Annotated in this window: 27 protein-coding genes and 1 riboswitch; of the genes, 13 read left to right on the top strand and 14 right to left on the bottom strand. The window is 62.6% G+C overall.

Features of this window, described 5'->3' with window-relative positions; all coding sequences use genetic code 11:
• Window positions 1-85 precede the first annotated feature (85 nt).
• On the bottom strand, window positions 86-1,207 hold the full coding sequence (locus tag NIBR502773_RS05780; RefSeq protein WP_141155611.1) for a lactonase family protein: 1,122 nt from the start codon (window positions 1,205-1,207) through the stop codon (window positions 86-88).
• Window positions 1,208-1,333: 126 nt separating this feature from the next.
• On the opposite strand from NIBR502773_RS05780, the gene NIBR502773_RS05775 reads away from it, so the two are divergent.
• From NIBR502773_RS05775 to NIBR502773_RS05765, 3 genes are all read left to right on the top strand, one after another.
• Complete coding sequence (locus NIBR502773_RS05775; RefSeq protein ID WP_257228193.1) at window positions 1,334-2,242, top strand: hypothetical protein; 909 nt, start codon at window positions 1,334-1,336, stop codon at window positions 2,240-2,242.
• A 259-nt stretch (window positions 2,243-2,501) separates the two neighbouring features.
• A complete protein-coding gene (locus NIBR502773_RS05770; RefSeq protein WP_115486886.1) occupies window positions 2,502-2,960 on the top strand; it encodes a transposase in 459 nt (152 codons plus the stop codon).
• Window positions 2,961-3,057: 97 nt separating this feature from the next.
• The gene (locus NIBR502773_RS05765) at window positions 3,058-4,830 is read left to right on the top strand and encodes an OPT family oligopeptide transporter (RefSeq protein ID WP_257228190.1); all 1,773 of its coding nucleotides are present in this window, start codon (window positions 3,058-3,060) and stop codon (window positions 4,828-4,830) included.
• A 29-nt stretch (window positions 4,831-4,859) separates the two neighbouring features.
• Here the strand turns inward: NIBR502773_RS05765 and NIBR502773_RS05760 are convergent, their stop codons facing one another.
• The 3 genes from NIBR502773_RS05760 to NIBR502773_RS05750 all read right to left on the bottom strand — a co-directional run bounded on the left by NIBR502773_RS05760 (window position 4,860) and on the right by NIBR502773_RS05750 (window position 7,329).
• Entirely contained in the window at window positions 4,860-5,486 is a 627-nt protein-coding gene (locus tag NIBR502773_RS05760) for a glutathione S-transferase family protein (RefSeq protein WP_141155610.1), read from the bottom strand.
• A gap of 99 nt (window positions 5,487-5,585) precedes the next feature.
• Window positions 5,586-6,845, bottom strand: coding sequence for a hypothetical protein (locus NIBR502773_RS05755; RefSeq protein WP_141155609.1), 1,260 nt, complete (start codon window positions 6,843-6,845; stop codon window positions 5,586-5,588).
• A gap of 103 nt (window positions 6,846-6,948) precedes the next feature.
• A complete protein-coding gene (locus NIBR502773_RS05750; RefSeq protein WP_027604035.1) occupies window positions 6,949-7,329 on the bottom strand; it encodes a cupin domain-containing protein in 381 nt (126 codons plus the stop codon).
• A 142-nt stretch (window positions 7,330-7,471) separates the two neighbouring features.
• Between NIBR502773_RS05750 and NIBR502773_RS05745 the strand changes: the two genes are divergently transcribed.
• On the top strand, window positions 7,472-8,194 hold the full coding sequence (locus tag NIBR502773_RS05745; RefSeq protein WP_141155608.1) for a hypothetical protein: 723 nt from the start codon (window positions 7,472-7,474) through the stop codon (window positions 8,192-8,194).
• A 98-nt stretch (window positions 8,195-8,292) separates the two neighbouring features.
• Here NIBR502773_RS05745 and NIBR502773_RS05740 read toward each other — a convergent pair whose 3' ends face one another.
• Window positions 8,293-8,664, bottom strand: coding sequence for a hypothetical protein (locus NIBR502773_RS05740; RefSeq protein ID WP_115486891.1), 372 nt, complete (start codon window positions 8,662-8,664; stop codon window positions 8,293-8,295).
• 60 nt (window positions 8,665-8,724) lie between these two features.
• Window positions 8,725-9,678, bottom strand: a complete 954-nt coding sequence (locus tag NIBR502773_RS05735) for a hypothetical protein (RefSeq protein ID WP_141155607.1) — start codon at window positions 9,676-9,678, stop codon at window positions 8,725-8,727.
• Window positions 9,679-9,870: 192 nt separating this feature from the next.
• Between NIBR502773_RS05735 and NIBR502773_RS05730 the strand changes: the two genes are divergently transcribed.
• On the top strand, window positions 9,871-10,536 hold the full coding sequence (locus NIBR502773_RS05730) for a hypothetical protein (RefSeq protein ID WP_141155606.1): 666 nt from the start codon (window positions 9,871-9,873) through the stop codon (window positions 10,534-10,536).
• Between the two features lie 14 nt (window positions 10,537-10,550).
• On the top strand, window positions 10,551-11,237 hold the full coding sequence (locus NIBR502773_RS05725; protein WP_177414144.1) for a tetratricopeptide repeat protein: 687 nt from the start codon (window positions 10,551-10,553) through the stop codon (window positions 11,235-11,237).
• 138 nt (window positions 11,238-11,375) lie between these two features.
• Here the strand turns inward: NIBR502773_RS05725 and NIBR502773_RS05720 are convergent, their stop codons facing one another.
• Entirely contained in the window at window positions 11,376-12,527 is a 1,152-nt protein-coding gene (locus NIBR502773_RS05720; RefSeq protein WP_141155604.1) for a hypothetical protein, read from the bottom strand.
• Between the two features lie 223 nt (window positions 12,528-12,750).
• On the opposite strand from NIBR502773_RS05720, the gene NIBR502773_RS05715 reads away from it, so the two are divergent.
• Window positions 12,751-12,984 (top strand): hypothetical protein, encoded by a 234-nt coding sequence (locus NIBR502773_RS05715; RefSeq protein ID WP_074847337.1) that lies wholly within the window; start codon window positions 12,751-12,753, stop codon window positions 12,982-12,984.
• 35 nt (window positions 12,985-13,019) lie between these two features.
• On the opposite strand, the gene chrA is transcribed toward NIBR502773_RS05715, so the two are convergent.
• Window positions 13,020-14,228, bottom strand: coding sequence for a chromate efflux transporter (gene chrA, locus NIBR502773_RS05710; protein ID WP_141155603.1), 1,209 nt, complete (start codon window positions 14,226-14,228; stop codon window positions 13,020-13,022).
• Between the two features lie 129 nt (window positions 14,229-14,357).
• Between chrA and NIBR502773_RS05705 the strand changes: the two genes are divergently transcribed.
• The 4 genes from NIBR502773_RS05705 (at window position 14,358) to NIBR502773_RS05690 (ending at window position 17,113) form a co-directional block, all read left to right on the top strand.
• Window positions 14,358-14,930 (top strand): nucleotidyltransferase family protein, encoded by a 573-nt coding sequence (locus NIBR502773_RS05705; RefSeq protein WP_141155602.1) that lies wholly within the window; start codon window positions 14,358-14,360, stop codon window positions 14,928-14,930.
• Between the two features lie 68 nt (window positions 14,931-14,998).
• Complete coding sequence (locus tag NIBR502773_RS05700) at window positions 14,999-15,439, top strand: TspO/MBR family protein (protein ID WP_065925072.1); 441 nt, start codon at window positions 14,999-15,001, stop codon at window positions 15,437-15,439.
• Complete coding sequence (locus NIBR502773_RS05695) at window positions 15,439-16,365, top strand: alpha/beta hydrolase fold domain-containing protein (protein ID WP_141155601.1); 927 nt, start codon at window positions 15,439-15,441, stop codon at window positions 16,363-16,365. The genes NIBR502773_RS05700 and NIBR502773_RS05695 overlap by 1 nt, the downstream gene beginning before the upstream one ends.
• A 208-nt stretch (window positions 16,366-16,573) precedes the next feature.
• Window positions 16,574-17,113 carry a hypothetical protein gene (locus tag NIBR502773_RS05690; RefSeq protein WP_257228188.1) on the top strand — a complete coding sequence of 180 codons (540 nt, stop codon included), beginning with the start codon at window positions 16,574-16,576 and terminating at the stop codon, window positions 17,111-17,113.
• Window positions 17,114-17,356: 243 nt separating this feature from the next.
• Here NIBR502773_RS05690 and NIBR502773_RS05685 read toward each other — a convergent pair whose 3' ends face one another.
• The 4 genes from NIBR502773_RS05685 to NIBR502773_RS05670 all read right to left on the bottom strand — a co-directional run bounded on the left by NIBR502773_RS05685 (window position 17,357) and on the right by NIBR502773_RS05670 (window position 21,403).
• Window positions 17,357-18,121 carry an ABC transporter ATP-binding protein gene (locus NIBR502773_RS05685; protein WP_141155600.1) on the bottom strand — a complete coding sequence of 255 codons (765 nt, stop codon included), beginning with the start codon at window positions 18,119-18,121 and terminating at the stop codon, window positions 17,357-17,359.
• Window positions 18,118-19,122: an iron ABC transporter permease gene (locus NIBR502773_RS05680; RefSeq protein WP_141155599.1), complete on the bottom strand. Its 1,005-nt coding sequence runs from the start codon at window positions 19,120-19,122 to the stop codon at window positions 18,118-18,120. The genes NIBR502773_RS05685 and NIBR502773_RS05680 overlap by 4 nt, the downstream gene beginning before the upstream one ends.
• Complete coding sequence (locus tag NIBR502773_RS05675) at window positions 19,119-20,129, bottom strand: ABC transporter substrate-binding protein (RefSeq protein WP_141155598.1); 1,011 nt, start codon at window positions 20,127-20,129, stop codon at window positions 19,119-19,121. Before NIBR502773_RS05675 ends, NIBR502773_RS05680 begins: the two co-directional genes overlap by 4 nt.
• 113 nt (window positions 20,130-20,242) lie before the next feature.
• Window positions 20,243-20,437: riboswitch (cobalamin riboswitch) on the bottom strand.
• A gap of 36 nt (window positions 20,438-20,473) precedes the next feature.
• Complete coding sequence (locus NIBR502773_RS05670) at window positions 20,474-21,403, bottom strand: DNA/RNA non-specific endonuclease (RefSeq protein ID WP_141155597.1); 930 nt, start codon at window positions 21,401-21,403, stop codon at window positions 20,474-20,476.
• A gap of 129 nt (window positions 21,404-21,532) precedes the next feature.
• Here NIBR502773_RS05670 and NIBR502773_RS05665 point away from each other — a divergent pair, with 129 nt between their 5' ends.
• Together NIBR502773_RS05665 and NIBR502773_RS05660 are read left to right on the top strand one after the other, a co-directional pair.
• Entirely contained in the window at window positions 21,533-22,594 is a 1,062-nt protein-coding gene (locus NIBR502773_RS05665; protein WP_027604052.1) for a M4 family metallopeptidase, read from the top strand.
• Between the two features lie 14 nt (window positions 22,595-22,608).
• Window positions 22,609-22,914: a protealysin inhibitor emfourin gene (locus NIBR502773_RS05660; protein WP_115486901.1), complete on the top strand. Its 306-nt coding sequence runs from the start codon at window positions 22,609-22,611 to the stop codon at window positions 22,912-22,914.
• Between the two features lie 2 nt (window positions 22,915-22,916).
• Here the strand turns inward: NIBR502773_RS05660 and NIBR502773_RS05655 are convergent, their stop codons facing one another.
• A complete protein-coding gene (locus NIBR502773_RS05655; RefSeq protein WP_108573820.1) occupies window positions 22,917-23,273 on the bottom strand; it encodes a response regulator in 357 nt (118 codons plus the stop codon).
• Between the two features lie 23 nt (window positions 23,274-23,296).
• Window positions 23,297-24,739, bottom strand: a complete 1,443-nt coding sequence (locus NIBR502773_RS05650; RefSeq protein ID WP_027604055.1) for an ATPase domain-containing protein — start codon at window positions 24,737-24,739, stop codon at window positions 23,297-23,299.
• Between the last annotated feature and the right edge of the window lie 32 nt (window positions 24,740-24,771).

The following is a 24,771-nucleotide window of genomic DNA, read 5'->3' as shown; positions in this document are numbered from 1 at the left end:
CGGGGACATCGTTTACACATTTGAGGCCTGGACGCGGGTCATACCTCGTCCAAGCCTCCCCAAGGGATAATCACACAGGTTCAGGTCAGTTGGCCGAGGTATGCAGCACCTCAATCCACAGCGCCCCCTTGCCCGACGCCGCTTCCCCCACCCGCTTCAACGCACCGTTGGCGCTGACTGCATAGGTGCCGACCTTGTCGCTTTTCTCACCGGTCACCAGCAGCCAATGCCCGTTGGGGGAGAACGCGATATTGCGCGGCTGCTTCTCCTCGACCGGGTAGTTGTCGACATAGCGCAGGCCGCCGGTGGCGGTATCCACCGCAAACGCCGACACCGAACTGCTGGTGCGCTCGCTCATCAGCAACAGCTTGCCGTCCGGCGACAGGCGCAGGTCGGCCGCCCAGATGCGCGGCGTCGGGTCGTCTTTCAGGTCATTGTTGCGCGCGTCACGCACTTCACCATGGGCCAGTTTCAAACGCTCGGGAATGCCATTGGCCACGCCGATCTGCGTCAGCGCGCCGGTGCTGTCATCGATGGCAAATGCGGTGACGGTGCCGCTCATTTCACCGACCACATACAGGTACTTGCCGTTGGCCGAAAACGCCAGGTGCCGAGGCCCGGTATTGGCCGGCACGCTCACGAAGCCGCTGCCAATCGGGGTGAGTGCGCCGGTGTTGGCATCGAAGCGGTATTGCAGCACATGGTCCGTGCCCAGGTTGCCGGCGTAGGCAAAGCGATTGCTGGGGTCGGTGCGCAGCGAGTGGGCATGCAGGCCGGTTTTGTAGGTGCGGATGGGGTCGGGCTTGTCGATGGGCTGGACGCTGAGGGTATCGGCACCGTAGGACGCCGCGAGCAAATAGCGCCCGGCGCGGTCGGTGGCCAGGTACGCCATGCTTTCGGCCAGCGGCGCCTTGGACTGCGGGGTCAGGCGGCCGGTTGTCGGGTCGATGCTGAAGCCCTGGACCTGAAACGGTTTGACCCGCAGGGCCGCGAACAAGGTCTTGCCGTCGGGACTGAGGGCCATGGGGTTGACCTGATCGCCGGCCGTCACTTGCTCGACCAGGCTCAGGGCGCCATTGCTTTCGTCGAGGCGGTACTGGGAAATCAGCCCGTCGCCGGGGCTGGAGATATACGCAAACGTGGCGGCGTGGGCGTGGGCACTGAAGCCGCAGACAACGGCGGCGGCCAGGAGCAGGGGTTTGTTCACAGGTGATCCTTTATTGTTATGGGTGTGATCAGTCATCGTATGACTGTGGGCGGATCTCGGCAATGATTGTTTTATCGGTGCTCGGGGCGCTGTATCTCTGCCCGCGCCAAGGGCATGATGCGCGGCATGAATAACGACCCCGTGGCACTTTACTGGCGCTTCAAGGCCCCCGATCCCGGCATCGGCCCGCGCGAACAGGCACCCATGCTCGCCCAGGAGCAGGCCTGGGCACGTGAGCATGCAGCCGGGCATCACTTCAGTTGGATCGAAGTGCTGCTGCCGCCGCTGTGCTTTGGTGTGTTCCTGCCCAGCCTGGTGTTCATGCTGGGCGTGTGGCTGTACGGGGCCGCGTTCGCGCCAGGGCTGGACGTGGACCGTGTCATCGGCGACACCTTTGCCTGGCAGGTATTGGCGGCGGTGGTCTTTACGGCGGCCTGGGGGCTGCGCAACTACCTGCGTGATACCCGCGATCCCATCAAGCGCTACTGGCAGGCCATGCCGGACCAGGGCGTGGTCGAGCTGGAGCGCCACAGGCTGGTGTCGGGCACCAGCCTGTGGGCCTCGGACTACGATCCCGACTGCAACGCCCTTATGCAATGGAAAAACGGCCAGCTCGAACGCACCCAGAGCAGCGGGGTGTCGCAGTGGATCGTCGCCAAGACCACGGCGGGCCACTGGCTGGTATTCAAGGACGAATACCCCGGTGACTTCACCTACAACCGGGTCGGCCGCATGCCGGCACCGGACAAACAACTGCAACCCTGCCAGGACCTGGCCTTTACCTTCGCCCCCGGCACCAACCTGATGCTGGGCCGACGTTTCGACGGCGAACCGCTGCCCTTGCTGGACACCGGGTATTGGCTGGCGGCCGATGAGCTCAAGCGCCTTACAGCAATCGCCCATCACTGGGCGTTTTTCCCGCCGGACCGCTATGGCGTGGTCAATCCCCGGAACGCGCCGTGGGTGCAGCAACTGTTGGACAAGGCACAAGCCGAAGGCGGGGCGGCCGGGGGAACGGGTTTTACGCCCGCATAGTGGTGAGCGGACTTTTTGTGGTGAGCGGGCTTGCCCCGCGCTGGGCCGCGAAGCGGCCCCATCAAGAACACCGCGTTTTTCCAGGTAAATCCGGATAACAGCTTCTGGGGCCGCTTCGCAGCCCAGCGCGGGGCAAGCCCGCTCACCACAAAAGCCAGGTCACTCCGGGCGGATACATTCAGTCACCCGATGACACTGGATCGCCAGCTACGGCGCGCTAGTGTTAATGCTCTTCAGGACGGTCCCCAGGAGCAACGGAATGCGCCCCACACCCCAATCTCATCGGCTGCGTCACGGTCGTTACTCTGAATACGGACGCAGTTACCTCATTACCGTTGTCGTGCATCACCGTCAGCGCCTATTCACCGACCTTTATCTGGGTCGTCTGTTGGTGGCCGAATTTCGGCAGGTTCATGAGCTGGCATTGGTCGACTCTCTGGCCTGGGTCATCATGCCTGACCACATTCACTGGCTGTTTGAGCTGAAGCAGAAGACGTTGCCCGACGTGGTGCGGCGTATGAAGTCGCGTAGCACGCTGACCATCAACCGGCGTCGTCAAAGCAAGGAGCGTGTCTGGCAACCCGGTTATCACGATAGGGCTGTCCGTGCGGAGGATGATGTTCGCAAAATGGCTCGCTACATCATTGCCAACCCTTTGCGGGCCGGGTTGGTGGCGCAGGTAGGGGATTATTCGTTATGGGATGCTGCATGGCTCTGATTGAGTAATTGATGGCGCAGTGGTTGAAGCCCGCTCACCATAAAAAGGTGTCCGCTTGCCGCATAGGAACCTTCAGGCCTTAAGGGGCTCACTTGTTATGTCGCCCTGTTCCCCAGCCGAAAGGAATCCGCATGCATGCCACCTCATCAACGGTCCCCCTTCATCCCCCGTCGAACACGAACTGAGCCTGCGCGCGGTCATCACCGGCACCGTGCTCGGTATCCTGCTGACCCCTTCGAATGTGTACGCCGGGTTGAAGATCGGCTGGTCGTTCAACATGTCGATCATTGCCCTGCTGGTGGGGTATGCGATCTGGCAGGGCCTGGCGAGGAGGTCGTCGGAGCAGCTGCCGTGGACGCTGCATGAGAGCAATATCAACCAGACCGTCGCCTCGGCCGCTGCTTCGATCATTTCCGGTGGGCTGGTGGCGCCGATCCCGGCCTATACCCTGCTGACGGGCAACCAGCTGGATGCGCTGCCGATGATCGCCTGGGTGTTCTCGGTGAGTTTCCTGGGCATCTGGATCGCCTGGTACCTGCGGCCTTCGTTGCTCAATGACAAGGCGCTGAAGTTTCCCGAAGGCATGGCCACCCTGGAAACCCTGCTGCATATTTACAACCATGGGCGCGAAGCGGCGACGCGTTTGAAGGTGCTGCTCAGCGCGGCGTTGCTGTCCGGGCTGGTGAAGTGGGTGGACACCTTTGTGTGGGCCTTCCCGCGTTGGTCGCCATCCGCCCAGCTGGAGCGCCTGACCTTCACTGCCGACCCTTCGCTGTTGCTCCTGGGTTTTGGCGGCATTATCGGCATTCGCGTCGGCCTGACCCTGCTGCTTGGCGCCTTGCTCGCCTGGGGCGGCCTGGGCCCGTGGTTGCTGGCGCAAGGCCTGGTGACCTTGCCGGCCGGCAGCAGCGGCCCGCAATTTGCGGCGTTGGTGGAGTGGTTGCTGTGGCCGGGAGTGAGCCTGATGGTGTGCTCAACCTTGGCGTCGCTGACGATTCGTCTGTGGGCGTTATACACCTCGACCAAGTCCGCCGGCGGGCAAGCCTGGAGCGTACCCAAACCCGGGCCGGCCGCTGGTTTTGTGCTGTCGATCGTATTGGTGGTGAGCCTGCAGGCGCTGTTGTTCGGCATCAACCTGTGGATGGCGTTGCTGACCATTCCCCTGGCGATCTGCCTGGCGGCCGTCGCCGCCCGTGTGGTGGGCGCCACCGGTATTCCGCCGATTGGCGCCATCGGGCAGTTGTCCCAGCTGAGCTTCGGCATCGTCGCGCCGGGGCAGGTGCCGATCAACCTGATGAGCGCCAACACCGCCGGCGGCTCGGCGGGGCAGTGCACCGACCTGATGAACGACTTCAAGGTCGGCAAGGCCATTGGTGCCACGCCGCACAAGCAAGTGATCGCGCAGATCCTGGGGATTTTCATTGGCAGCATCGTCGGGGTGTTTGCGTACCTGGCGCTGATTCCTGATCCGCAATCGATGTTGCTCACCGAGGAATGGCCGGCGCCGGCGGTCGCGACCTGGAAAGCCGTGGCGCAAACCCTCACCCATGGGCTGGATTCATTGTCGGCAAGCATTCGCTGGGCGATCGGTATCGCAGGGCTGGCCGGGGTGTTGCTGGGCGTGCTCGACAGCCTGTTACCCGCCCATCGCGCCCGCTACCTGCCCAGTGCTGCCGCGTTGGGGCTGGCATTTGTGCTGCCAGCTTCGGTGTCGCTGATGATGGCCCTGGGTGCGGTGCTCACCTGGCTGGTGAGCTGCCGCTGGCCGAGCCTCACCGAGCGGTTTGCGATTACCGCAGCGGCGGGGTTGATTGCGGGGGAGAGCATCACCGGCGTGGGCGCTTCGCTGTGGCAGATGGCGGCGCCTTAGCCGCTGTCATGCAGTCGAGGGCAAGCTACTCACTTGGCAAACGCATACTCCCCACCCTGTTCCAGCGCCTGGCGGTAAGCCGGGCGTGCCTGGAAACGCTGCACCCACGCCGCCAGGTGCGGGTACGCCGGCAGCTTGCCCTGGGCCTTGGCGATTTCGCCGATAAAGCTCATCTGGATGTCCGCGCCGCTCACGTCATCCCCCAGCAGATACGGCGTGTGTGCCAGCGCCTCGTTGAGGTAACCGAGGTAATTGGCCACTTCCGATTCGATACGCGGGTGCAGCGGTGCACCGGCATCGCCCAGGCGCCCCACATACAGGTTAAGCATCAGCGGCAGCATGGCCGAGCCTTCGGCGAAGTGCAGCCATTGCACGTACTGGTCGTAGGCGGCCGTGGCCGGGTCCGGCTGCAGGCGACCGTCGCCATGGCGGCGGATCAGGTAGTCGACGATGGCGCCGGACTCGATCACCACGTTGGCGCCGTCTTCGATCACCGGGGATTTACCCAGCGCATTGATCGCCTTGAGCTCCGGCGGCGCAAGGTTGGTTTTCGGGTCGCGCTGGTAGCGCTTGATCTCGTACGGCAGGCCAAGCTCTTCCAGCAGCCACAGAATGCGCTGCGAACGTGAGTTGTTGAGGTGATGGACAATGATCATGGGAACTCCGCGGGGCATGGGGTGTGTAGGAACAGACTGCTGCGACAACGTAGAGTGCCCTGAATCAGCGGGATGTTTGCTTGGCAACCGCCCCTTCGATCAACGCACCACCTCGAACGCCGTGTATTCATACGCCGAGCGCATTTTGCTCGAGGTCGTTGCCAGCGTCACGGCAATGCCCAGGTCTTCGATAAACGCGCGCGAGGTTTTGTAGTCGCCTTGCTCGCACTCAAGCTTAATGGCGTCGCCGGTCAACGAGGCAAACACCTGTCGGGCCGGGAAGCGCTGGCCTATCTTGCAGCTCACGGAGGTCTCGAGCGGGGTATCGGTCGGTTTGCCGGGCACGTTCGCCATGTGCAGGTTGGCGCTCAGCGTTTGGCCAGGCGTCCAACTGCTCGGAATACTCAGCTCGGCTTCGCGGGTCAGCAGCACCTGGCCGTCGCCCACGCCGTTCATCTTCGACTTCAACTGGATCAGGTCCGCCTGTACCAGGCGCTCGACATGGAAGGTGTCGCTGTAGATCTCATTCTTGTTCAGCAAGCCACCCACCGCCGTAAAGGTCACCGAGGTGGGGCTGTCGTTGCTGCCATCGCTTTTTTTCGACAGGTAGGTGTAGCTCAACGTCTTGAACTTCGGCTGCAGCAGGGCCGAGTCGAGGCGCTGGAGCACGCTGGCGGGGACGGCGACGTCGTTGATGCTTGGTTCCACGATAGTGCGCGGGTAGTCCACCGGTTGGATGTCCGGACGCGACCAGGCCAGCAGCGCCGCATCCACACCACCCTGCAACGAACAACTGATGCGCGATTGCGTGCCGTCGCTGCCTTCCGGCTCTACCAGCAGCACGCGCTCGACTTCGCGGGTGCCGGGCGCGACGCCGGGCCGTGGCTTGATGGCCTGCCAGCGGTCGCCGACCTTGAGCTCGCTACGGATGTAGGCGCCGTCGCCTTTTTGCAGGCGAGCCGGTTGGTCGAGCAGCGGGGCAAGGCGTTGGGCAACCTCGTCGATGTTACCTTGCACAACAAATCCCCAGTAATAGTAGAGCCCCAGGTTGCCAAGGTCGGTGGCCTCGTCGGCGTACGACAACAGCTTCAAGCCGGCGATGGGCGGCGTGCTGACCGGCACCGCGTTGGCCTTGCGGTCCGCGCGGTTGACTACCGCGATCCACGCGAAGTCTTTGTCCTGCTTGAGCGGTGCGTAGGCCTGCCAGGCGTCGCGGTGGCTGTTCAGGCGGCTGAAGAACGTCGCGTCGCAGCGGGTGAAGGCCTTGAACGTGTCGGTCAGCGCGGCGTCGTCGGCGTGGGCGATGGAAGGCAGCAGCGCAGAGGCGAGGAGGAGGGCGGCGGCGGTGGGCAACTTCATCGAGCGGGATGTCCGTATCGGGGGCGGGAGCTGGGCATTATCCAGAAATTACCCGCTAAAGGCTCGGTTCAATGACCGAGAGTATCTACACCCGCGCCACTTTTCAGATCCACAGATCATTCGTGGCCGTACGTTCGCCGCCTTCGTGGCCGGTATTCAAGATGCCTCGAGGCTCAATCATCATCAGCTTCGCCTCACCCTCGGCGGCAGTCCGATGTTCAACGCCACGCGGGACCACATACAGCTCGCCCGCCGCCACGTACACCGGGCCTTCCGGCAGATCGATACGCAGCGTCCCTTCGAGCACCAGGAACGCTTCGTCGGTTTCCGGGTGCGAGTGCCAGATGAACTCCCCTTCGATGCGCACCACCTTGAACTGGTAGTCGTTCATTTCGGCGACGACCCTGGGGCTCCACTGCGCGTCGATGAGCGATGCCTTTTGCGCGAGGTTTACCGGTTGTGCCGAGTGCTGTGACGTAGCCATGATCCATCCTCTGGTGGGTAAGACGGCCAGATTATCGAGGCCACGGGGCGCCTGGCTTGTACGATCCTGCAGGTTGGCCGCCTAAAGCTCGACCCTTTACCGTCGATAACCTGTATGAACCCGCCAATCATGGACCGATTAAATGGCTCTTTCCGTCAGCGCGGCCTATCTCCCGCCAGCCAACGTCAGCCTCGCACCTTCCGAGCAGAAACTCGTGGCCCAGCCCCTGACGGACGCCGCGAAAGACGCGTTGGCCAACGCCGCCCCGGCGGCCGTCTACCATCCCAGTGGATCAGCCAGCGCCCCCTTGGAACCGCTGGAGGTGGTCGACACCTGGGTCGGTCGTACCCAGTCGCGAGACTTTCCTCGCCGCGCTGAAATCTTCAACGGGGCGTTCAGTACGCTGAAGGCTTCCTTCAAGTCATTCGAGTCGGCGCTGTCGGCCACCGCCCCCGACTTGGCCGGCAAAAAATACGGCTTCACCGTCGAGGCCGATGGCCGCCTGAAAGTGCTGGATTCGGCCAGCCAGCTCAGCCGCTCGGATACCCAGCGGCTGACGGATTTGCTCAACCGATCCCTGGGCCTGAAAAGCGCAGCCATTGCCTACCGGAATGCTGCCATCGACACGGTGGACGCCGATTCGGTCTGGTCGGGCCTGGGGTTTTACAGCCTGACCAACGAAAACTTCGCCAAGACCCTTGATCTGGCGCCTCTACTCACGGATCACGACCCGTCGGACATCAAGGGGGGCAAGGACCGGACTTTTATCCAACAACTGCAATACAAAGGCGAGCGGGCGACGCAAGCGACGGAAGCGGCGATGTATGAGCGGCGTGGAGTGCAGCGGTTCAGTACGCAGGCGTGACCTGCCTGGTGGGGTAAAAATGCAGCCGTGCAGCGACCATCGCGAAAGCCCGCAGATGCCATGCCCACTGGTACAACCGGCGCCAGGAAGACGCGCACTCACACCTTGGCCGTATGCACCTTGGCCAGGCGCACGCGCCAATCGCCGTCATGACGCAGGCGGCATTCTTCCTCGGAGTCGACGTGTACGCAGCGCTCCATGGGCGCGCCGTGCACGTCGGCGTCGTTGAGTGCAGCGGCGGTCAGCTCACGCATGCGTGTGTCTGCCCCTGTCGAGAGGGCGTGCTCCTTGCTGGCGCGGCTGTCGAACACCCAGATCACCCGCAGGCTTTGGGGGAAGGCGCTGTAGTCGACGGTGTGGGTCAGCCAGTCGAAGCCGGGGATTTCAGTCTTGGCGGTTTCGCAAGCGTCGGTGAGGGCGGCGATGAGACGGCGGTCGAGGCGGGCGGTTTCGCGATGGGTCAGGGGCATGGAGATTCTGCAGGGGGGAAACGCCTGAGAATAGCAGCGTGCGCAAGTGGGTGGCAGTACTCATCTGGGATTGGCTTTCAGCCGGCCCAGTATCGCCGTGCGCAGGCAACCCCAGGCGATCAACCCGATAATCAGCACCTCGGCGATGCCGACAAGCAGATTGAATGAAAAAACCATCGGTTGCTCAGCCCAGTAAAAACTTGTCGACCCCGTTCGAAGCCCGCTGACCCGCAGCCGTCCGGTCAACAGCGCACGCATCAATGCGATCACGTGAGTCAACTCCAGCACCGCCAGGAACGCTCCCAGCAGGGTGAGCAGGGCACGGGCGGGAAGGCTGAGTTTCTCGCTCGATTCGTCTGAAGACGTGAGCTCTTTCGCCTTCGGCTTGACCCCCTTCACCGCTCTGGCGCGGGTGGGAGCGGGCCTGTAGGCGGCGGTCGCCCTGGCCGCCGAATCGACCACGACCTCGGTGGGCACCGGCACGTTCAGGTAGTCGGCCAGCTCACGCAGCCACCTGTCGGTGCGTTGACTGCCCGGCACCACCGGCACGTTGTCGGTGGTCAAACGCTGCTCGCTGCCATCGCGCATCACCAGCCACAGCTGGGTATAGACCGGCTCGGCCTGTGGGCGGCGGCGAAGTTCGAGGGCATGGGGGGCATTGATGCTGAACACCGACTGCACCCGTTCGCGGCCGCCGAAAAAGTTACGGGTGCGGCGCGTGCCTTCACCGTTGTGCCGCGATAACAGCAAGGTCTCGCGGGTGCCGGTGTACACCATCAGCAGCAGGCCAAGAGCAGGAATCAGCAGCAGGCCGAGCACGATCAGCAGTGAGGACAGTGGGTCCAGGTCTGCCAGTGGCGAGTGTTCAGCGCTGAACCCAAACACGACGAAGGCCAGCGGCAGGATGAAGGCCATTGCGCCGGTCAGCAGCACGAATGCGCTTTGCACCCGATTGCGCGAGTGGATGTGCAGGTCACCCTGGGCGGTGCGCTCGAAGCGATGGCCGATCAACATGCAGCTCTCCTGGTGCGCCGTTTTTAAGGTTGCTCGAAAGTCTGTGACAGGCGGTGCATGTCGCAGCGCAGGATAGCTTATGCCGGACAGGGCCGGACCAGCGGCACACGGGTATTCTCCGGCAGGCCCGTATTGCTAAAGTTTCCCACTCACCCGCCGACAGCTGTTGTTCCTACTTCACGGATGATTTTAATGTTCCGCTCTCTTTTTTCCGGCGTTGCATTGCTCGCCGTCGCCTGCACTGCCCACGCCCGTACCGTCACCACGCCCGAACAACTGCTGACCGAGTTCTCTCGTTGCGATGCGCATTTCTTCGAGAGCCTGCGCGATGCGCGCTTGCCAGCAGGTACCTTGCGCCTGAGTGACTACGGTTCGGTCAAGGCACCGACCATCATGAGCCCGCTGCAGGAAGGTGGCACTTATCAACACTTCGAAACGCCCCTGATCGTTAATGGCGTGCGTATGGTCGGCTATTACAACCAGGCCCAAACCATCAAGGACGTCGGCAATTTTCTGTTCTGGGGTTTTGTAGCCGATGGCTCGCCGCAAGAGGTGGCTGCAAAGCTCAAGCCGCTGATCGTTGATAACGCACGTTTTGTCAGTCAGGGCAAAGCCATTACCCGCGCCGAAATCCGCCGTGTCGGTGACCCGATCGGCCAATGGCGCACCGAAGGGCTGACCGGTCCTGGCGTCGCTACGCCGTTTGGTTTCGTAGACCGTGTGCTGATGGTCGACGCGGGCGACACGTCACCGTCGCTCGTGGGACACACCACCGTGTTCTGCTCGCTGCAAGGCACCGTGACCGCGCCGCTCCTGCAGGTCTATCGCCCTGACCTCAACGCTCATCTGCTCGACTGACAAGGATGCTGATCATGAATACTCGCTGGCTCGCACTGATTGCCTGCTCCGCCCTCCTCACCGGTTGTGCAGGGATGCAGAACCCGCAAAAAGCCAACCTTGCCCACTGCGCCAACCAGTTAAAGGCGTCCAAAGCCGAAAACTACCCCCTGGTGCTGCAGGAAGGTGATCTATGCCTGCAGAAAGCTACGCTGCCTGCCTCGCTGCATAGTTTGATTTATGCGGTGCAGGCCGACGCCTACCTCAACCTCAAGCGCTTTCCCGAAGCCTTGGCCGCCAAGGAGAAATCCATGCAACTGGTGGTCAAGCCTGAGCCGCGCGCCTACCTGGACTTGAGCGCCATGTATCGCGCCGCGGGTAACCCGAAAAAAGCCCTTGAGCTCGTGCAGTACAACCTTGACAACGGAATGGGAGAAGCAGGAAAGGGGACCGGCTTCAATATGCCGACCTACTATCATCTGGGCCTCGCACTGACAGACCTGGGTCAGTACCGGGAGGCCGCCGAAGCATTCAGTACCGGCCTTCAGCGCCAGCCGGACTACGCCTGGGCCTATTATGCGCGCGGGATCGCGTACGACCATTTGGGCAACAGGGAAGACGCCAAGGCCGACTTCATGAAGTTCTCGCAGATCGTCGACAAGAAGTACCTGGAGCAGGAGAACAAGGCCAAGCTCGCGGAGTACAAGATTTCCATGCCGTGATTGGAACACCCGCTTAGGGGCGAATGTGCACGGGGTGGCCAGGCTCTGTTGTTCATCTGTGCTGCGAATGGTTGGGGGGCTGCTGCGCAGCCCAACGGGAGCAAGCTCCCTCGCCACAGGGGGGAGCGTTTGCCTTGGTCAGTTCGCTGCAGCTGCCGCATGCTTCTTGGCCCGTAGCGCCAGGCAGCGGTCGTATTCAGTTGTGAAGGCTTGGTTCGGTGTGTCGTTGGCGTGAGTCAAGCGCACCACTCGGATGATGCTCCGCATATCTTGGGCATCCTGGCCTTTGAGGCCCCTGGCATCCACCAGGTATTGCTCGGCTTTTTCGATGGAAAAGCCTTGGTTGTTGGCGTCGGTGGCGACTTTGTTCATGGCGGAATATTTGTAGCATTGCTGCACGTCTTCGTTGCGTTGGTTATCCCAATTCACTTGCTCGGGCGTGCGGGCGGCCAGGGCTTGTTGGCGGACGGCTTCGTCGCGTTGGGCCTTGAGTCGTTTTTCCTCGCGGACGGCGGCTTGGTCGGCGAGGCTTTTTGCGTCGCGGGCGTCTTCGGCGGCTTGGTAGGCCTTATCTTGCTCGGCCTTGCGCGCCCATGCCTGCCGGTCGATCTCTGCGCGTCGGGCGTCTTCGCTGGTTTGTTCGGCGTTGGCCTGCACGCGATGCTGGCTGAGGCGTGCGGTGCTGGCAATGTAGGGTTGTTCTTTTTGCAGCGCTTCCAAAAACGCCTTGAACGCACCGACTTGCTGGCGTGAAGGGGCGGCCTCGCACATTTTCATCAACACACCCAGGTCCTGCGCCAGGAAGTGCTTGGACACATCGACCAATTGCGCATGCACGGCGGGGTCGTTGCGGGTGATGACCATGTCGGGAGCCATGATGCGCAGCAGGTTTGAGACCGTGGACGGGTACAGGAAGGTGCTGGCGACCGCGCAGGTCTGCACTGTGGCGTTAAAGTTTTTGTCTTGGATCTGTTCGATGGCCGAAGTGCGGTAGTTTTCGATGTTTTTCAGCTGCAGGGCGTCGGTGTCGTACAGGCTGACGGGAACGCCCATGTCCTTTTCCAGGATGTCGGCGTAGATCCGGGCAAGCCGGTGCAGGGTTTCAAAGTTGTCACCACCGACCGTGGTAGACACCAGCGTGGCGTAGCGGTACTTGCTTGCGTCGGTGAGGCTGGTTTTCAGGGTGCCGAAGTTGTTTTTATCGGAACTGTAGAGCCCGGCGCTGGCGGTGGCTGGCATGAACGCGAGCAGCAGCAGGCTGGCGGCGAGCAGTGTCTTGAATGGCGGCATTGCCTGTCCCTGGTCTTTGTTGGATGAAGTGTGCGGGGCCCGCGCGATGACGCGAGGCCGGGGTGATGCATGATAGCTAAATGACATGGTGAAGGCGTCTTGAGTTTAAAGGGGGCATCAGGCTCACCCGGAAAACAGCCCCTTGCGGCGTATAACGGTCTACCATGCCACCCCCGGCAGTGGTTCCACGCGCTACCGATCTCTCTCTTTCAAGGTATCGCCCATGTCCATCGACCAAATCAGCCTTCCCAAGGGTGTAGGCCCTCACGCCATCAAGCTGCTTGACGCCATCACCGGCGCGTCCACCCCCGAAGAACTCAACCGTGCCGGCGGTAAGGCGGAAGGTTTTGTGTTGGGACTGGAGTCCACCAAGGCCATCAAAAGCCAAATCGCCGAGTCGTTGTATGTGGCTTACGACGATGCGGCGGGTCATCGGGCGGGTGAGTTGAAAGGTTGATCATCAGCCGGAGCACGGCACGGTGGCTGCGCGGCTCACACCGTAAGACTTAATAACCATCCCGCCGCGCCGCTTCCTACAACCACCAGCCACGTTGGCAGTTTCCACACCATCAGCGCCACCAGGCCAATCAGCGCCAGGGCGACGTCCTGGGCGGTGAAGATGGCGCTGGTCCACACCGGTTGGTACAGCGCCGCCAGCAACAGGCCGACCACCGCCGCGTTCACACCCGCCAGCGCGGCTTGGGTGCGCGGGCTGCGGCGCAGGCTTTCCCAGAAGGGCAGTGCGCCCAGCACCAGTAAAAACGACGGTGCGAAGATCGCCAGCAGGCAGAGCAGGCCGCCGAGCCAGCCGTTCGGCGCTTGGGCCATCGAGGCGCCGAGGAACGCGGCGAAGGTGAACAACGGGCCGGGCATGGCTTGGGCGGCGCCGTAGCCGGCGAGGAACACGTCGTTGCTCACCCAGTGGCGGGGCACGACTTCGGCTTGCAGCAAGGGCAGCACCACGTGGCCGCCGCCGAATACCAGCGCGCCGGTGCGGTAGAAGGCGTCGGTCACGGCCAGGGTTGGGTTGGGCATCAACTGGGCGAGGATCGGCAGGCTGGCCAGCAACAGCACAAACAGCGACAGCCATAGCGCCCCGGCGCGACGGCTGATGGTCACGGGCAGGGCGTCGTGCGCGGTGGGCGGTGTGGGCTTGAACAGCAGCATGCCGGCCATGCCCGCGATGAGGATCACGCCGACCTGGCCCCACGCCGATGTTTGCAGCAGGGCCACGCAGGCGGCGAGCAGCATCACGGCCACGCGCGGGGCGTCGGTGCACAGGTTGCGCGCCATGCCCCACACGGCCTGGGCGACCACGGCGACGGCCACCACTTTAAGGCCATGCAGCACGCCGGGCGGGATGGCGGTGCTGTGCCGGGTGATGCCCAAGGCCAACAGGATCAACACCACGACGGACGGCAAGGTAAACCCGAGCCACGCCGCCAATGCGCCGCCATAGCCCGCGCGTGACAGGCCGAGGGCGATGCCGACCTGGCTGCTGGCGGGGCCGGGCAGGAATTGGCAGAGCGCGACCAAATCCGCGTAACTGCGCTCGCTCAGCCAGCGCCGCCGGGTCACGAACGCGTCCCGGAAATAACCCAGGTGCGCAATCGGGCCGCCAAAGGAGGTAAGGCCCAGGCGCAGGAAAATCAGGAACACCGACCAGGGGCTTTCGCGGTGATCTGCGGGGGAGTGGGCCAAGGCGGGCGGTCTCGGTGAGGGCAGGGCATCGCGGCACCTTAGCGAATTTTGATGACGTGAAGAAGCGGCGCCAGCGCTCAATGTTGTACCGTTGCTCCCCAGGACCGTACCGATGATGAAGGAGCCCCCATGACATTGACCGTCGACACCCTGCTCGAACTGGCCATGGCCAACCCCATCAACGCCGAAATCACCGCGCGCCTGCCTGACCTAGGTGTGGATCAGTGCATGCTCACGGCGGGCTGCCTGTTCCAGGCGGTGTGGAATCATCAGGCGAATCTGCCGGCTGATCAGGGCGTGAAGGATTACGACGTTTTTTACTTCGACACCGACCTGTCCTACGAGGCGGAAGACGCGGTGATTCGTGCGGCGGATGAACTGTTCAAAGACCTGGGCGTGAATGTCGAGGTCAAGAACCAGGCGCGGGTGCACCTTTGGTACGCTCAGCGCTTTGGTCGGCCTTACCCGCAGTTGCAGTCGGCGCGCGACGGGGTCGACCGTTATCTGGTGGCCGGTACGTGCATCGGCTTGGAGGTTGCCACGGGCGACGTGTATGCGCCGTATGGGTTGGAGGATGTGGAGTTGGGGATTTTGCGGATTAATCCACTGCATCCGGAGCAGACGTTGTTTGAGCAGAAGGCGCGCAGTTATCAGGCGCGGTGGCCCTGGCTGAGGATTGTCGGGTTGGAGATGCCGGAATGAATTGGCGCTGAACTTTTAGGTAGGTGTCGCACGTCCAAGCTTCAAATCACTCCCGCCAAGGACAGACGATGACCTTCTTTATCTTCCTGCTTGCCTGCGCCGCCGCCGCCAGTACCGGCGTCATTTTCAAACCCGGCGCCTGGTACGAATCCCTCGTCAAACCCAGCTTCACCCCACCCAATTGGCTGTTCCCGGTGGCCTGGACGATCATCTACCTGCTGCTGGCCTGGGCCGGCTATCGCTTGAGCCTGATCCCCGGCAGTCAAATGGTGCTGGCGCTGTGGGCTGCGCAAATTGCCCTGAATACCCTGTGGACACCGGTATTTTTCGGCGCGCATCGCCTGCTGGCCGGGATGGTGATCATCGTGTTGCTGTGGATCACCGTGGCGGCGATGGTGGTGCTGGCCGTGCGCCTGGACCTGATCACCGGCCTGATCCTGTTCCCGTACCTGGCGTGGCTGTGTGTGGCGGCCGCTTTGAATTTTTCGATCCTGCGTAATAACCGCTGATGGCTCGCCAACCGTGGCCCGCCAACGAGGCGGAACTGGCGCAGATGCGCCGCTTCAATCAGAAGCTCGCCTGGCTGCCGCGCTTCAAGATCCGCAATCGCGTTACGCCGCGTTTGATCCAGGCGCTGTTGCGCGTCAGTCAAACGCTCAAGCGTGCCATACCGGCTGAAAGCCGGATGGTCGCCGACGTCCCGGTGCGCATCCTGCGGCCAAGCGGCAAGCCCAAGGGCGTGGTGCTGGATATCCACGGCGGCGGCTGGGTGATCGGCAATGCGCAGATGGATGACGACCTCAACCTGGGCATGCTGCAGGCGTGCGACGTGGCGGTGGTGTCGGTGGATTATCGGTTGGCGGTGGATACGCCGGTTGAAGGCTTGATGGAAGACTGCCTGAACGCCGCACGTTGGTTGCTCACGGATGATGAGTTTGCCGGGCTGCCGGTGATCGTCGTCGGTGAATCGGCCGGTGGGCATCTGGCGGCGGCGACATTGCTGGCGCTCAAGCAATGGCCGGAACTGCTCAAGCGCATAAGCGGCGCGGTGCTGTATTACGGCGTTTATGACCTGGCCGGTACACCGAGCGTACGCGCGGCCGGGCCTGAAACGTTGCTGCTGGACGGGCCGGGGATGGTGGAAGCGTTGCGCATGCTCACGCCGGGGCTAAGTGATGATGAGCGCCGACAGCCGCCGTTGTCGCCGTTGTATGGCGACTTTGAAGGGCTGCCCCCAGCGTTGATGTTTGTCGGGGAATTGGACCCGCTTAAGGATGACACGCTGCTGATTGCCGAGCGGTGGCCCAGTGCTGAAGCACACCTGCTGCCGGAGTCGGCCCATGGGTTTATTCATTTTCCGGTGGCGATGGCGGATGGGGTGTTGGCCTATAGCCGACAGTGGATCACTCAGTGCATTGATGGCGAACAGGCATAACTGTATAGGCGCCTCTCTAAGGCTCACCCATTCCTCTGTGGTGAGCGAGCTTGCTCGCGTTGGGCTACGAAGCAGCCCCAAAACCAGCCAGTGCAGAGTAAGCCCGCGTCCCACAGAAAGCACCGATTCACCACTACCGCCTTATCTTTTATCAGCAGGCCGGGTACCCTCTTTTCTCCACACATTCCCCCCAAGCCAAGGAAAGCACGTGAAGGTTCTTCAAGGAGCAATCGGTCTATCGGCGTTGTATCTGCTGGCAGGCTGTGGTCAGGTCACCGAAAAAACACTGACGTTCGACGTGCCCTATGGGATGTATGAAACCGTTCTGCGCCAGAACGTCACCGGAACAGGCCAGTTGACCTGCAAGGTCACCACCGACAACCAGGACCGCGGCGAAAAGTGGGTGCCGTCGGTGATTCTCGCGGCGGCCGAGGACGCTGCCGAGGACGACACCCTGTTTCTTTCCAGCTACACGCCCGCCGACAGCGACCAGCGCTTGTTCCAACTGCGCACCTTCAACAAAGCCAAGCCGGTCATCGACACCTTCTTCCATCGGGCCCCCGACCAACGCGGTGTGTATATGTTGCGCCTGACCTGGCAGGCGGACGGCGCCATTGGTTATCAGGTCGCCAGCGGTGGGGCCTGGGAAGAGAGGAAGCTCGTGGACAAGCCCGGTTTTTCCGTGCGCCACGTAAGCGTACATGCCTCCGGTATGAAGGGCAGCGCTGTGTGTGAGTTGCGTGAGTGAACGCGCTGACGTTGAGGCCGGCGACGGTGACCGATCTGCCGTTCTCCCTGTGGTGAGCGGGCTTGTCCCGCGTTGGGCTGCGAAGCAGCCCCGAAACCAGTCTCTACAGAGTGTCTGATACAGCGCATTCCTCTTGACTGGGGCTGCTACGCAGCCCAACGCGGGCAAGCCCGCTCGCCACAACAGCCTATCTACCACCGCCCCTCCCACAATAGAGTCTCGGGTGAAGTGGACATGTGCTGTTCAGTTAGACCGCAACCGCAGTATCTGCGCCCCATCAAACGGGTCCGTCAGGTAATGCGCCTGCACCCCGAATGTCTCCTGTAGTCGCTGTGGCGTCAGCACCTCCAGCGGCTTGCCCAGCGCGACCAGGCGCCCACGGTCCAGCACGGCCAGGCGATCGCAGGTCAGCGCCTGGTTCAGGTCATGCAGGGCGATGAGGGTGGTCACCGGCAAGCCTTGCACGCCTTTCAAAATCGCCAGTTGATGCTGGATATCCAGGTGGTTGGTCGGCTCATCCAGCAACAGGATCTGCGGCCGTTGCGCCAGGGCGCGGGCGATGTGCACGCGCTGGCGCTCGCCGCCGGAGAGGCTGCGCCAGGCGCGGTGGCTCAGGTGGGTGGCGTCCACATCATGCAGGGCCTGGCGCACGATGGCGTCGTCGTCGCCGGACCATGGGCTCAGCGCCGACAGCCACGGTGTACGGCCCAGCGCCACGGCGTCGAACACGCGGATGGCGTCGTCGGTGTCGGCCTGTTGCTCTACCACCGCCAGCTGTTGGGCGATGGCGCGGCGGGACAGGTCGCCCAGGCGCTGGCCGCCCAGGTGCACGTCGCCGCTGGCCGGTGTGCGCAGGCCGGCGAGCAGTTTGAGCAGGGTGGATTTGCCGGAGCCGTTGGGCCCGACGATCCCCAGGGTTTCCCCCCGCTGAACCTCCAGGTGAATATCCTGCAGCAACTCCGCCTCACGCACCTTGAAGCCCAGGCCGGTGCAACTCAGTACGCTCATCGCGCATTCCTCCGGCCAATCAGGATCAGCGCAAACACCGGCGCGCCCACCAGCGCCGTCACCACGCCGACCGGGATCACCTGGCCTTTGATCAAGGTGCGCGACAACACATCGGCCGCAATCAAAAATAACGCGCCGCCCAGCGCACTGGCGGGCAGCAGGCGCGAATGTCCGGTGCCGAACAGCAGGCGCACCGCGTGGGGGATCACCAGACCGACAAAGCCGATGGAGCCGACAATCGACACCATCACCGCCGTCACCAGCGCCGCGCACCCCACCAGCACAACCTGCACACGGCGCACCGGGATGCCCAGAGACGCGGCCGAATCCGTGCCGAAGGTGAACGCATCCAACGCGCGACGATGCCACAGGCACACCGCCAGGCCGGTGACCGCCACCGGCACCGCCAGCCACACCGACGGCCAGCGCACGCCGCTGAGGTTGCCCAGCAGCCAGAACATGATGCCGCGCGCCTGTTCGGAACTGGCGGACTTGGTGATCAGGAACGCGGTAAGTGCATTGAACAGCTGCGACCCGGCGATGCCCGCGAGGATGATCTGCCCGGTGCCGCTGGACGAACCGCTGGCCCGCGCCAGCAGGATCACCAGGGCAAACGCCGCCATCGCGCCGACAAAGGCGCCGGCCGACAATGAAATCAGCCCGCCGCCCACGCCCATCAACGCCACCAGCACCGCGCCGGTCGAAGCCCCGGCGCTGATGCCCAGCAGGTACGGATCGGCCAACGGGTTGCGCAGCAACGACTGCAAAATCACCCCGCAGGTGGCCAGCCCCGCACCGCAGGCGGCGGCCACCAGGGCACGGGTGAGGCGGTAGTTCCACACCACGCCTTCATCGATCGGGTCCAGCACGTAACCGGCCGCCCACAGTTTGTTGGCGAGCACCTGTAGCACCACCTGCGGCGAGATGGCGGTTTCGCCGATGGCCACGCCGGCGAGCACGGCGATCAGCAATAGCGCCAGGGCGAGTAAGGTCCGGATCATTGCGGCAGGTCGTAGCCGTCGATGGCCGTGGCCAGGTGTTCAAGGCCGTCGAACATGCGGATGCTGGCCTGCAGCGCGAGAGCGTCGAGGATGATGATGCGGTTGTTTTTCACCGCGTCCATGTTGCGCGTGACCGGGTCGCTGCGCAGGAAGGCGAGTTTCTTTTCATGGTCATCGGCGGGGTAGCGGCGGCGGTCCATGCGGGCGATTACCAGGAAGGTCGGGTTGGCCTTGGCGAGGGTTTCCCAGCCGACGGCGGGCCATTCTTCATCGGATTGCACCACGTTGTGCAAACCGAGGGTTTCGAGCATGAACTCCGGAATGCCCTTGTGGCCGGCCACGTAGGGGTCGCTGGCCAGTTCGGCGCTGGAGAACCACACCAGCGCGCTGGCCTGCTTGAGGCCTTTGCTCTGCACGGTGGCCACGGATTTGGCCAGGCGCGCCTGGAGTTCATCGTTCAACTGTTGGCCGCGATCCTGTACATCGAAAATCTGCGCCAGCTGGCGGATGCTCTTGTAGATGGTCTCGATACGGAAAGGCTCCAGCCGCGTGCCGTCGGCGCCCACCAGGTTGTCCTTGCCTTCGCAGTCGGAGGGCAGCAGGTAGGTGGGAATCTTCAGTTCGTGAAACTGCTCGCGGGTGCCGACCACGCCTTGCGGGCCTACCACCCATTCCAGCTCGGCGGCCACCAGTTGCGGGCGCTTGGCGATCACCGCTTCGAAGCTGGGCTCGTTGTTGGCCAGGCGCTCGATGCGGTCGTTCTGCGCCTTGAACTGCGGCAACACGCTGTTGAACCACAGCGAGGTGCCTACCACGCGGTCAGCCACGCCGAGGGCATAGAGCATTTCGGTGGCGGCCTGGCCGATGGTCACGCTGCGCGCGGGCGCCTGCGGGAAAGTAAGGGTGCTGCCGCAGTTTTCCAGGGTCAGCGGGTAATGCGTGGGGGCGGCGTGGGCCAGGGCGCAGAAACCCAGGCCGCTGATCAGGGCGGTAACGCGTGGCAGCATGAGGCGATCTCCGTGTGAACCGTACGTGGAAACAGGGGAGGTACGGTTCGGAAATACGCCCTCGAACGCTGCCGAACGGGCAGGCAAGGAGGTCCTTCCCGGACACCCCGCCGGTTAGTGATTACTGGGCCGGCAGGTCTCCTGACTGATGCGTCGTCGCCACGCTCCGGCCTTCCCGGACGCGGTCCAGTGGCAGTGGGGAGCAGGCTCGGCACCTACAGTTGCGGGGGCAGTTCCGATTGACGCGGTGTACCGCGCTTCGGATTCCCTATTAGTCCCGTTCGGGAACCGGCGCGGTATGGTAGTTGATTAGGGCCAGGCGATACAGCCCGAAGGGCGCCCGGTCAGAGACGAATATCCTCGGGGCCGCGGATCAGCGCTTCAATTCGCGTGCCCGTGGCGCGCTCTTCGTTGCTGAAACCGTCGTAGTCCGCCAGGTTGGCGAAGCGGATACCGGTCAATTGTTCGATCTGGATCACGCTGCGCTGGTAGGTCCTGACCTGGCCGAACATCAGGTCGAGCTGACCCAGCTCGCGGCTTTGGTCGATCATGTAGGCGCTGGCGGAGGGCTTGCCGTCATCGCTGAGGTAGGCCACCACTTTCCAGAACGCCTTGGGGATTCTGATACCACGGTAAAGGCGGTCGTCGTCGGCGAACACCGGGCCGCTGAACACCGTGGCCCGGGCTTTCCAACGTTGCGTGTTATTGAGGATGTAGTCCTCCAGTTCAAGCCAGGTCTTCTGGTTGAACCCGCTCATCTGCGGCGAGCAGTTGGTGAAGTGGAAGGTGTCGAGGTTGGCGGTGTTTGCCGCGTCGCCCCAGTTGGGATCCTGGCGCCGTACCAGGTGGCCGCGGTCCAGGCCATTGCTGGCATAGAGCTCTTCACCAACCTGGGCGCTGATCGGCAGGCGCCCATCGTAGGCCCAGGTGTCGTTGCTGCGGACTATCTCCACATGCTGCCCGCCATCGATATTGACGCCCACGTAGAGCGCCAGTCGTCGGGAACGGGACATCGTCACCGAGAAATGCGTGTAGTCCAGGCGCAGCGGTTGGACGTCGTCCGCCAATGCCTCAGCGGCGGTGGGCCAGGGCACCGCGAAGCTGCTGAGAAAATCCTCGGCGTAGCCGCGTCGGTCCTGTAGGTCCTTGGCCGCGGTGACACGGGGCGTCGCCGCCCGGGCTTCCATCAGGGTGGGATTGGTCGCGATCAACGGGCGCAGATCGGCGAGTCGTGGGCGGTGCGCAAGATCGATTTTGGCTTTGCGGGCTGGCATGGGTAAGTCCTCCTTGGATAAACACGACTGCAACATAGATTGATGACAATTGATGACACGGGTTAACCCTGGGGGGCTATCCTCAAACGGTTACCGGAGCTACACCATATGCCAACAGGGAGCCAGCTAATGTGTGATCGCCACCACCGCAACCCGATTTTCTGCCTGATCCCACCGTACATGCTCGACCAGATCGCGCGTCACGGTGATAAGGCCCAGCGCGACATCGCGCTGCGCACCCGCGCCAAGGACAGCACGTTCCGTTCGCTGCGCATGGTCGCAGTGCCCGCCAAGGGGCCGGCCCACATGGCCCTGGTCATGGGTGCCGGCAAACGGCGCTCGATCTACAGCGCCGAAGGCACCGACAGCCTGCCGGGCAAGCTGGTCCGCGGTGAAGGCCAGCCCGCCAGTGGCGACGCCGCCGTGGACGAAGCCTATGACGGCTTGGGTGCCACGTTCGATTTTTTCGAAGAGGTGTTCGACCGCAACTCCATTGATGACGCCGGCATGGCCCTGGATGCCACCGTGCACTTTGGCCAGAACTATAACAATGCGTTCTGGAACTCGACCCAGATGGTGTTTGGCGACGGCGATGGGCAGTTGTTCAACCGCTTCACGGTGGCCCTCGATGTGATTGGCCATGAATTGGCCCACGGCGTCACCGAGGACGAGGCCAAGCTGATGTATTTCAATCAATCCGGCGCGCTGAACGAGTCACTCTCGGACGTGTTCGGCTCACTGATCAAGCAGTATGCGTTGAAGCAAACCGCCGAAGACGCCGATTGGCTGATCGGCAAAGGGTTGTTCACCAAGAAGATCAAAGGCGTCGCCCTGCGTTCGATGAAGGCCCCCGGCACCGCGTTCGATGACAAGCTGCTGGGCAAGGACCCCCAACCAGGGCATATGGATGATTTTGTCCAGACCTACGAGGACAATGGCGGGGTGCATATCAATTCCGGCATTCCCAACCATGCGTTCTATCAGGTGGCGACCCGGATTGGCGGGTTTGCCTGGGAGCGCGCAGGACGTATCTGGTATGACGCGCTGCGCGATGCGCGGTTGCGGCCAAACTCGGGGTTTTTACGTTTTGCGCGTATAACCTACGATATCGCCGGTCGTCTCTACGGCGCGAATAAGGATGAGCACAAGGCGGTCAAGGAGGGCTGGAAAGCGGTTGGCATTAACGTCTGACGTGAGGAACAGCCATGCAAATTTCGATCAAGGAAAACGGCGGGCCGGCGTTTTTTCCGGGTTTGACCCAGCCTCGTACGGTGGAGTTGAACACGTTGCCCGAGCCGGACCAGCAGGAGTTGCGGCAACTGATCGAGGCTTCAAACTTCTTTCAGTTGCCGCAGAGCACCACGCCAGAGCCCGGAAACCCGGGCCAGGTGCACTACACCCTGACCGTGAAGGAAGGCCAGCAGGAACATACGGTGTGCGTGCTCGCGCCGGTGAAGTCACAGGCGCTGGATGGGCTGGTGCAGTGTGTGCGCCGGCATATCCGCAGTTGAGGTCACCCCAGCAGTTCCTTCACCTTGGTAATGAGCTTGTCGATGTCGAACGGCTTGTCCAGCACCGCATCGAACAGGTCTGAGCGCTGCATGCCGATATGGGCCTGCGCGCCGCTGATCAGGATAATCGGCAGGTGCTTGACGGCCGGCAGTGCACGGACCGCTTCGGCGAACTCCTCACCGTCCATCACCGGCATCATGAAGTCGGTGATGATCAGCGACGGCCGTTCTCGCTCCAGCACCTCCAGCGCCTTTTTCCCATTGCCAGCTGTGACGACCATGAACCCCTCATCTTCCAGTGCATAGGCAAGGATATCGGCGATCAAGTACTCGTCATCGACGACCAGGATGGTGGCCATGTCAATTCAACCTACCCAAAGACTTAAAAAGCTGAACCAGGCAGCGCTGAATTGGATGCAACTGAGGGGGCATTTGTTGAAACCTTTCTTAAGTCAACGGCTTGGTCACGGATCACCACCTCCAATAATGAGGGGTCATAAAAGCTGTCTCTGACCTTAAGAATGGAAAGCGTCCTTCTAAGTTCAGACTGAATCTCGAAGAAACGCATAAGCATGAGGTTGTCGGCAATGCTCGACAGTTCAGACGCGGGGGAAGTGACCTCCGCGCCGAACAGATCATGCATCTCCCACGTGGCGAAGACCGTGACGCCCCTGGCGCGCAGTTCGTTCATCAGTGCGCTGTAGAAATCGGTGATCCGTGCCGGGTTGTTGGAGACGCGGGTCATGCCGCTCAAGCTGTCGATGAACAGGCGCTTGATGCCCTTTTCCTCGACCAGGCGCAGCAATCGCGCGCCAAGCCCGTCCAGCAGGCCTTCGGTGGTGGGCTGCCAGGCGATGGTCAGTGCGCCGCTGTCTTCCATCTTCTGGATATCGATGCCCAGGGATTGGCCTTTGAGCCGCAGGCGCTGAGGGCTTTCGTAGAAGCCGAAGTGCAGGCCGGGGGCGTCTACCGTCGATTCCGAGAGGAACTTGAGGCCCAGGGTGGTCTTGCCGATGCCCGACGGCCCCATGACCAGGGTCACGCTGGAACTGTGCAGCCCGCCGCCGAGGATGCCGTCCAACGAGTCGATACCGCTGGCGATGCGCGTCAGGTCGGCGCTGTCGGGCGCGGACGGCCGGCCATAGAGGCTTTCCAGGCGGGGGTACACCACCAGGCCGTCGTCGTTGATTTCACACTCGTGCAGGCCGGTGAGCGCGCCGCTGCCGCGGGTCTTGCGCAACTGGATACGGCGCACGGAACGGGTGCCGAACAGTTCCTCGCCCATTTCGATCACGCCATCGACCATGGTGTGCTCGGGGCTGCCGTCATCCAGGCGTGAGCTGGTGAGGAACAACACCGTGCAACCGGCGAAGGCGGCATGCCCTTGCAGTTCGGAAATGAATTTTTTCGTGTCGATCGGCGAGTCGGCCTTGGAACGCGCGTTCAACAAGCCGTCCACCACCATGACAGTGGCCCTCTGCCTGCTGATCTCACGCCTGAGCAGCTTGACCACTTCGTCGAGGCCTTCGTTTTCCAGGGTGTCGAAGGCGCTGACAAACTGGATTTCGGCGCCGACACGGGAGGCGTCAAAAAAGCTCAGGGTAGAGAGGAACTGGAAAAGGCGGTCGTGGGATTCCGCCAACAGCGTGGCAACCAGGACTCGGCCGCCATTGCGCGCGTGATGAAACCCCAGTTGGTTGGCAAGGATGGTTTTACCTGAGCCGGGGCGGCCCTGAATGATGTAGGACGCCCCAGACACCAGCCCTCCCTTGAGCAGAGCGTCCAGCCCTTCGATTCCGCTTTGAAGGCGATTTAGCTTTTCCACAGTGCGATCCTGACCCTAAAAACATGCTGTTA

It is taken from the genome of Pseudomonas sp. NIBRBAC000502773 (genome assembly GCF_006517195.1).
In the GTDB taxonomy this organism is placed as follows: Bacteria; Pseudomonadota; Gammaproteobacteria; order Pseudomonadales; family Pseudomonadaceae; genus Aquipseudomonas; species Aquipseudomonas marginalis.
The sequence above is the reverse complement of the archived record's forward strand: the minus strand, read 5'-3'. Positions and strand labels throughout refer to the sequence as shown.

Excerpts from the sequence above, each read along its gene's own strand:
- NIBR502773_RS05725 (WP_177414144.1), top strand. The coding sequence starts at position 10,551 with ATGAATACTCGCTGGCTCGCACTGATTGCCTGCTCCGCCCTCCTCACC.
- NIBR502773_RS05765 (WP_257228190.1), top strand. The coding sequence starts at position 3,058 with ATGTCGCCCTGTTCCCCAGCCGAAAGGAATCCGCATGCATGCCACCTC.
- NIBR502773_RS05720 (WP_141155604.1), bottom strand. The coding sequence starts at position 12,527 with ATGCCGCCATTCAAGACACTGCTCGCCGCCAGCCTGCTGCTGCTCGCG.
- NIBR502773_RS05705 (WP_141155602.1), top strand. The coding sequence starts at position 14,358 with ATGACATTGACCGTCGACACCCTGCTCGAACTGGCCATGGCCAACCCC.
- NIBR502773_RS05730 (WP_141155606.1), top strand. The coding sequence starts at position 9,871 with ATGTTCCGCTCTCTTTTTTCCGGCGTTGCATTGCTCGCCGTCGCCTGC.
- NIBR502773_RS05655 (WP_108573820.1), bottom strand. The coding sequence starts at position 23,273 with ATGGCCACCATCCTGGTCGTCGATGACGAGTACTTGATCGCCGATATC.
- NIBR502773_RS05695 (WP_141155601.1), top strand. The coding sequence starts at position 15,439 with ATGGCTCGCCAACCGTGGCCCGCCAACGAGGCGGAACTGGCGCAGATG.
- NIBR502773_RS05740 (WP_115486891.1), bottom strand. The coding sequence starts at position 8,664 with ATGCCCCTGACCCATCGCGAAACCGCCCGCCTCGACCGCCGTCTCATC.
- NIBR502773_RS05760 (WP_141155610.1), bottom strand. The coding sequence starts at position 5,486 with ATGATCATTGTCCATCACCTCAACAACTCACGTTCGCAGCGCATTCTG.
- NIBR502773_RS05775 (WP_257228193.1), top strand. The coding sequence starts at position 1,334 with ATGAATAACGACCCCGTGGCACTTTACTGGCGCTTCAAGGCCCCCGAT.
- NIBR502773_RS05735 (WP_141155607.1), bottom strand. The coding sequence starts at position 9,678 with ATGTTGATCGGCCATCGCTTCGAGCGCACCGCCCAGGGTGACCTGCAC.
- NIBR502773_RS05670 (WP_141155597.1), bottom strand. The coding sequence starts at position 21,403 with ATGCCAGCCCGCAAAGCCAAAATCGATCTTGCGCACCGCCCACGACTC.
- NIBR502773_RS05680 (WP_141155599.1), bottom strand. The coding sequence starts at position 19,122 with ATGATCCGGACCTTACTCGCCCTGGCGCTATTGCTGATCGCCGTGCTC.
- NIBR502773_RS05755 (WP_141155609.1), bottom strand. The coding sequence starts at position 6,845 with ATGAAGTTGCCCACCGCCGCCGCCCTCCTCCTCGCCTCTGCGCTGCTG.
- NIBR502773_RS05660 (WP_115486901.1), top strand. The coding sequence starts at position 22,609 with ATGCAAATTTCGATCAAGGAAAACGGCGGGCCGGCGTTTTTTCCGGGT.
- NIBR502773_RS05685 (WP_141155600.1), bottom strand. The coding sequence starts at position 18,121 with ATGAGCGTACTGAGTTGCACCGGCCTGGGCTTCAAGGTGCGTGAGGCG.
- NIBR502773_RS05750 (WP_027604035.1), bottom strand. The coding sequence starts at position 7,329 with ATGGCTACGTCACAGCACTCGGCACAACCGGTAAACCTCGCGCAAAAG.
- NIBR502773_RS05770 (WP_115486886.1), top strand. The coding sequence starts at position 2,502 with ATGCGCCCCACACCCCAATCTCATCGGCTGCGTCACGGTCGTTACTCT.
- NIBR502773_RS05665 (WP_027604052.1), top strand. The coding sequence starts at position 21,533 with ATGTGTGATCGCCACCACCGCAACCCGATTTTCTGCCTGATCCCACCG.
- NIBR502773_RS05745 (WP_141155608.1), top strand. The coding sequence starts at position 7,472 with ATGGCTCTTTCCGTCAGCGCGGCCTATCTCCCGCCAGCCAACGTCAGC.
- NIBR502773_RS05675 (WP_141155598.1), bottom strand. The coding sequence starts at position 20,129 with ATGCTGCCACGCGTTACCGCCCTGATCAGCGGCCTGGGTTTCTGCGCC.
- NIBR502773_RS05715 (WP_074847337.1), top strand. The coding sequence starts at position 12,751 with ATGTCCATCGACCAAATCAGCCTTCCCAAGGGTGTAGGCCCTCACGCC.
- NIBR502773_RS05700 (WP_065925072.1), top strand. The coding sequence starts at position 14,999 with ATGACCTTCTTTATCTTCCTGCTTGCCTGCGCCGCCGCCGCCAGTACC.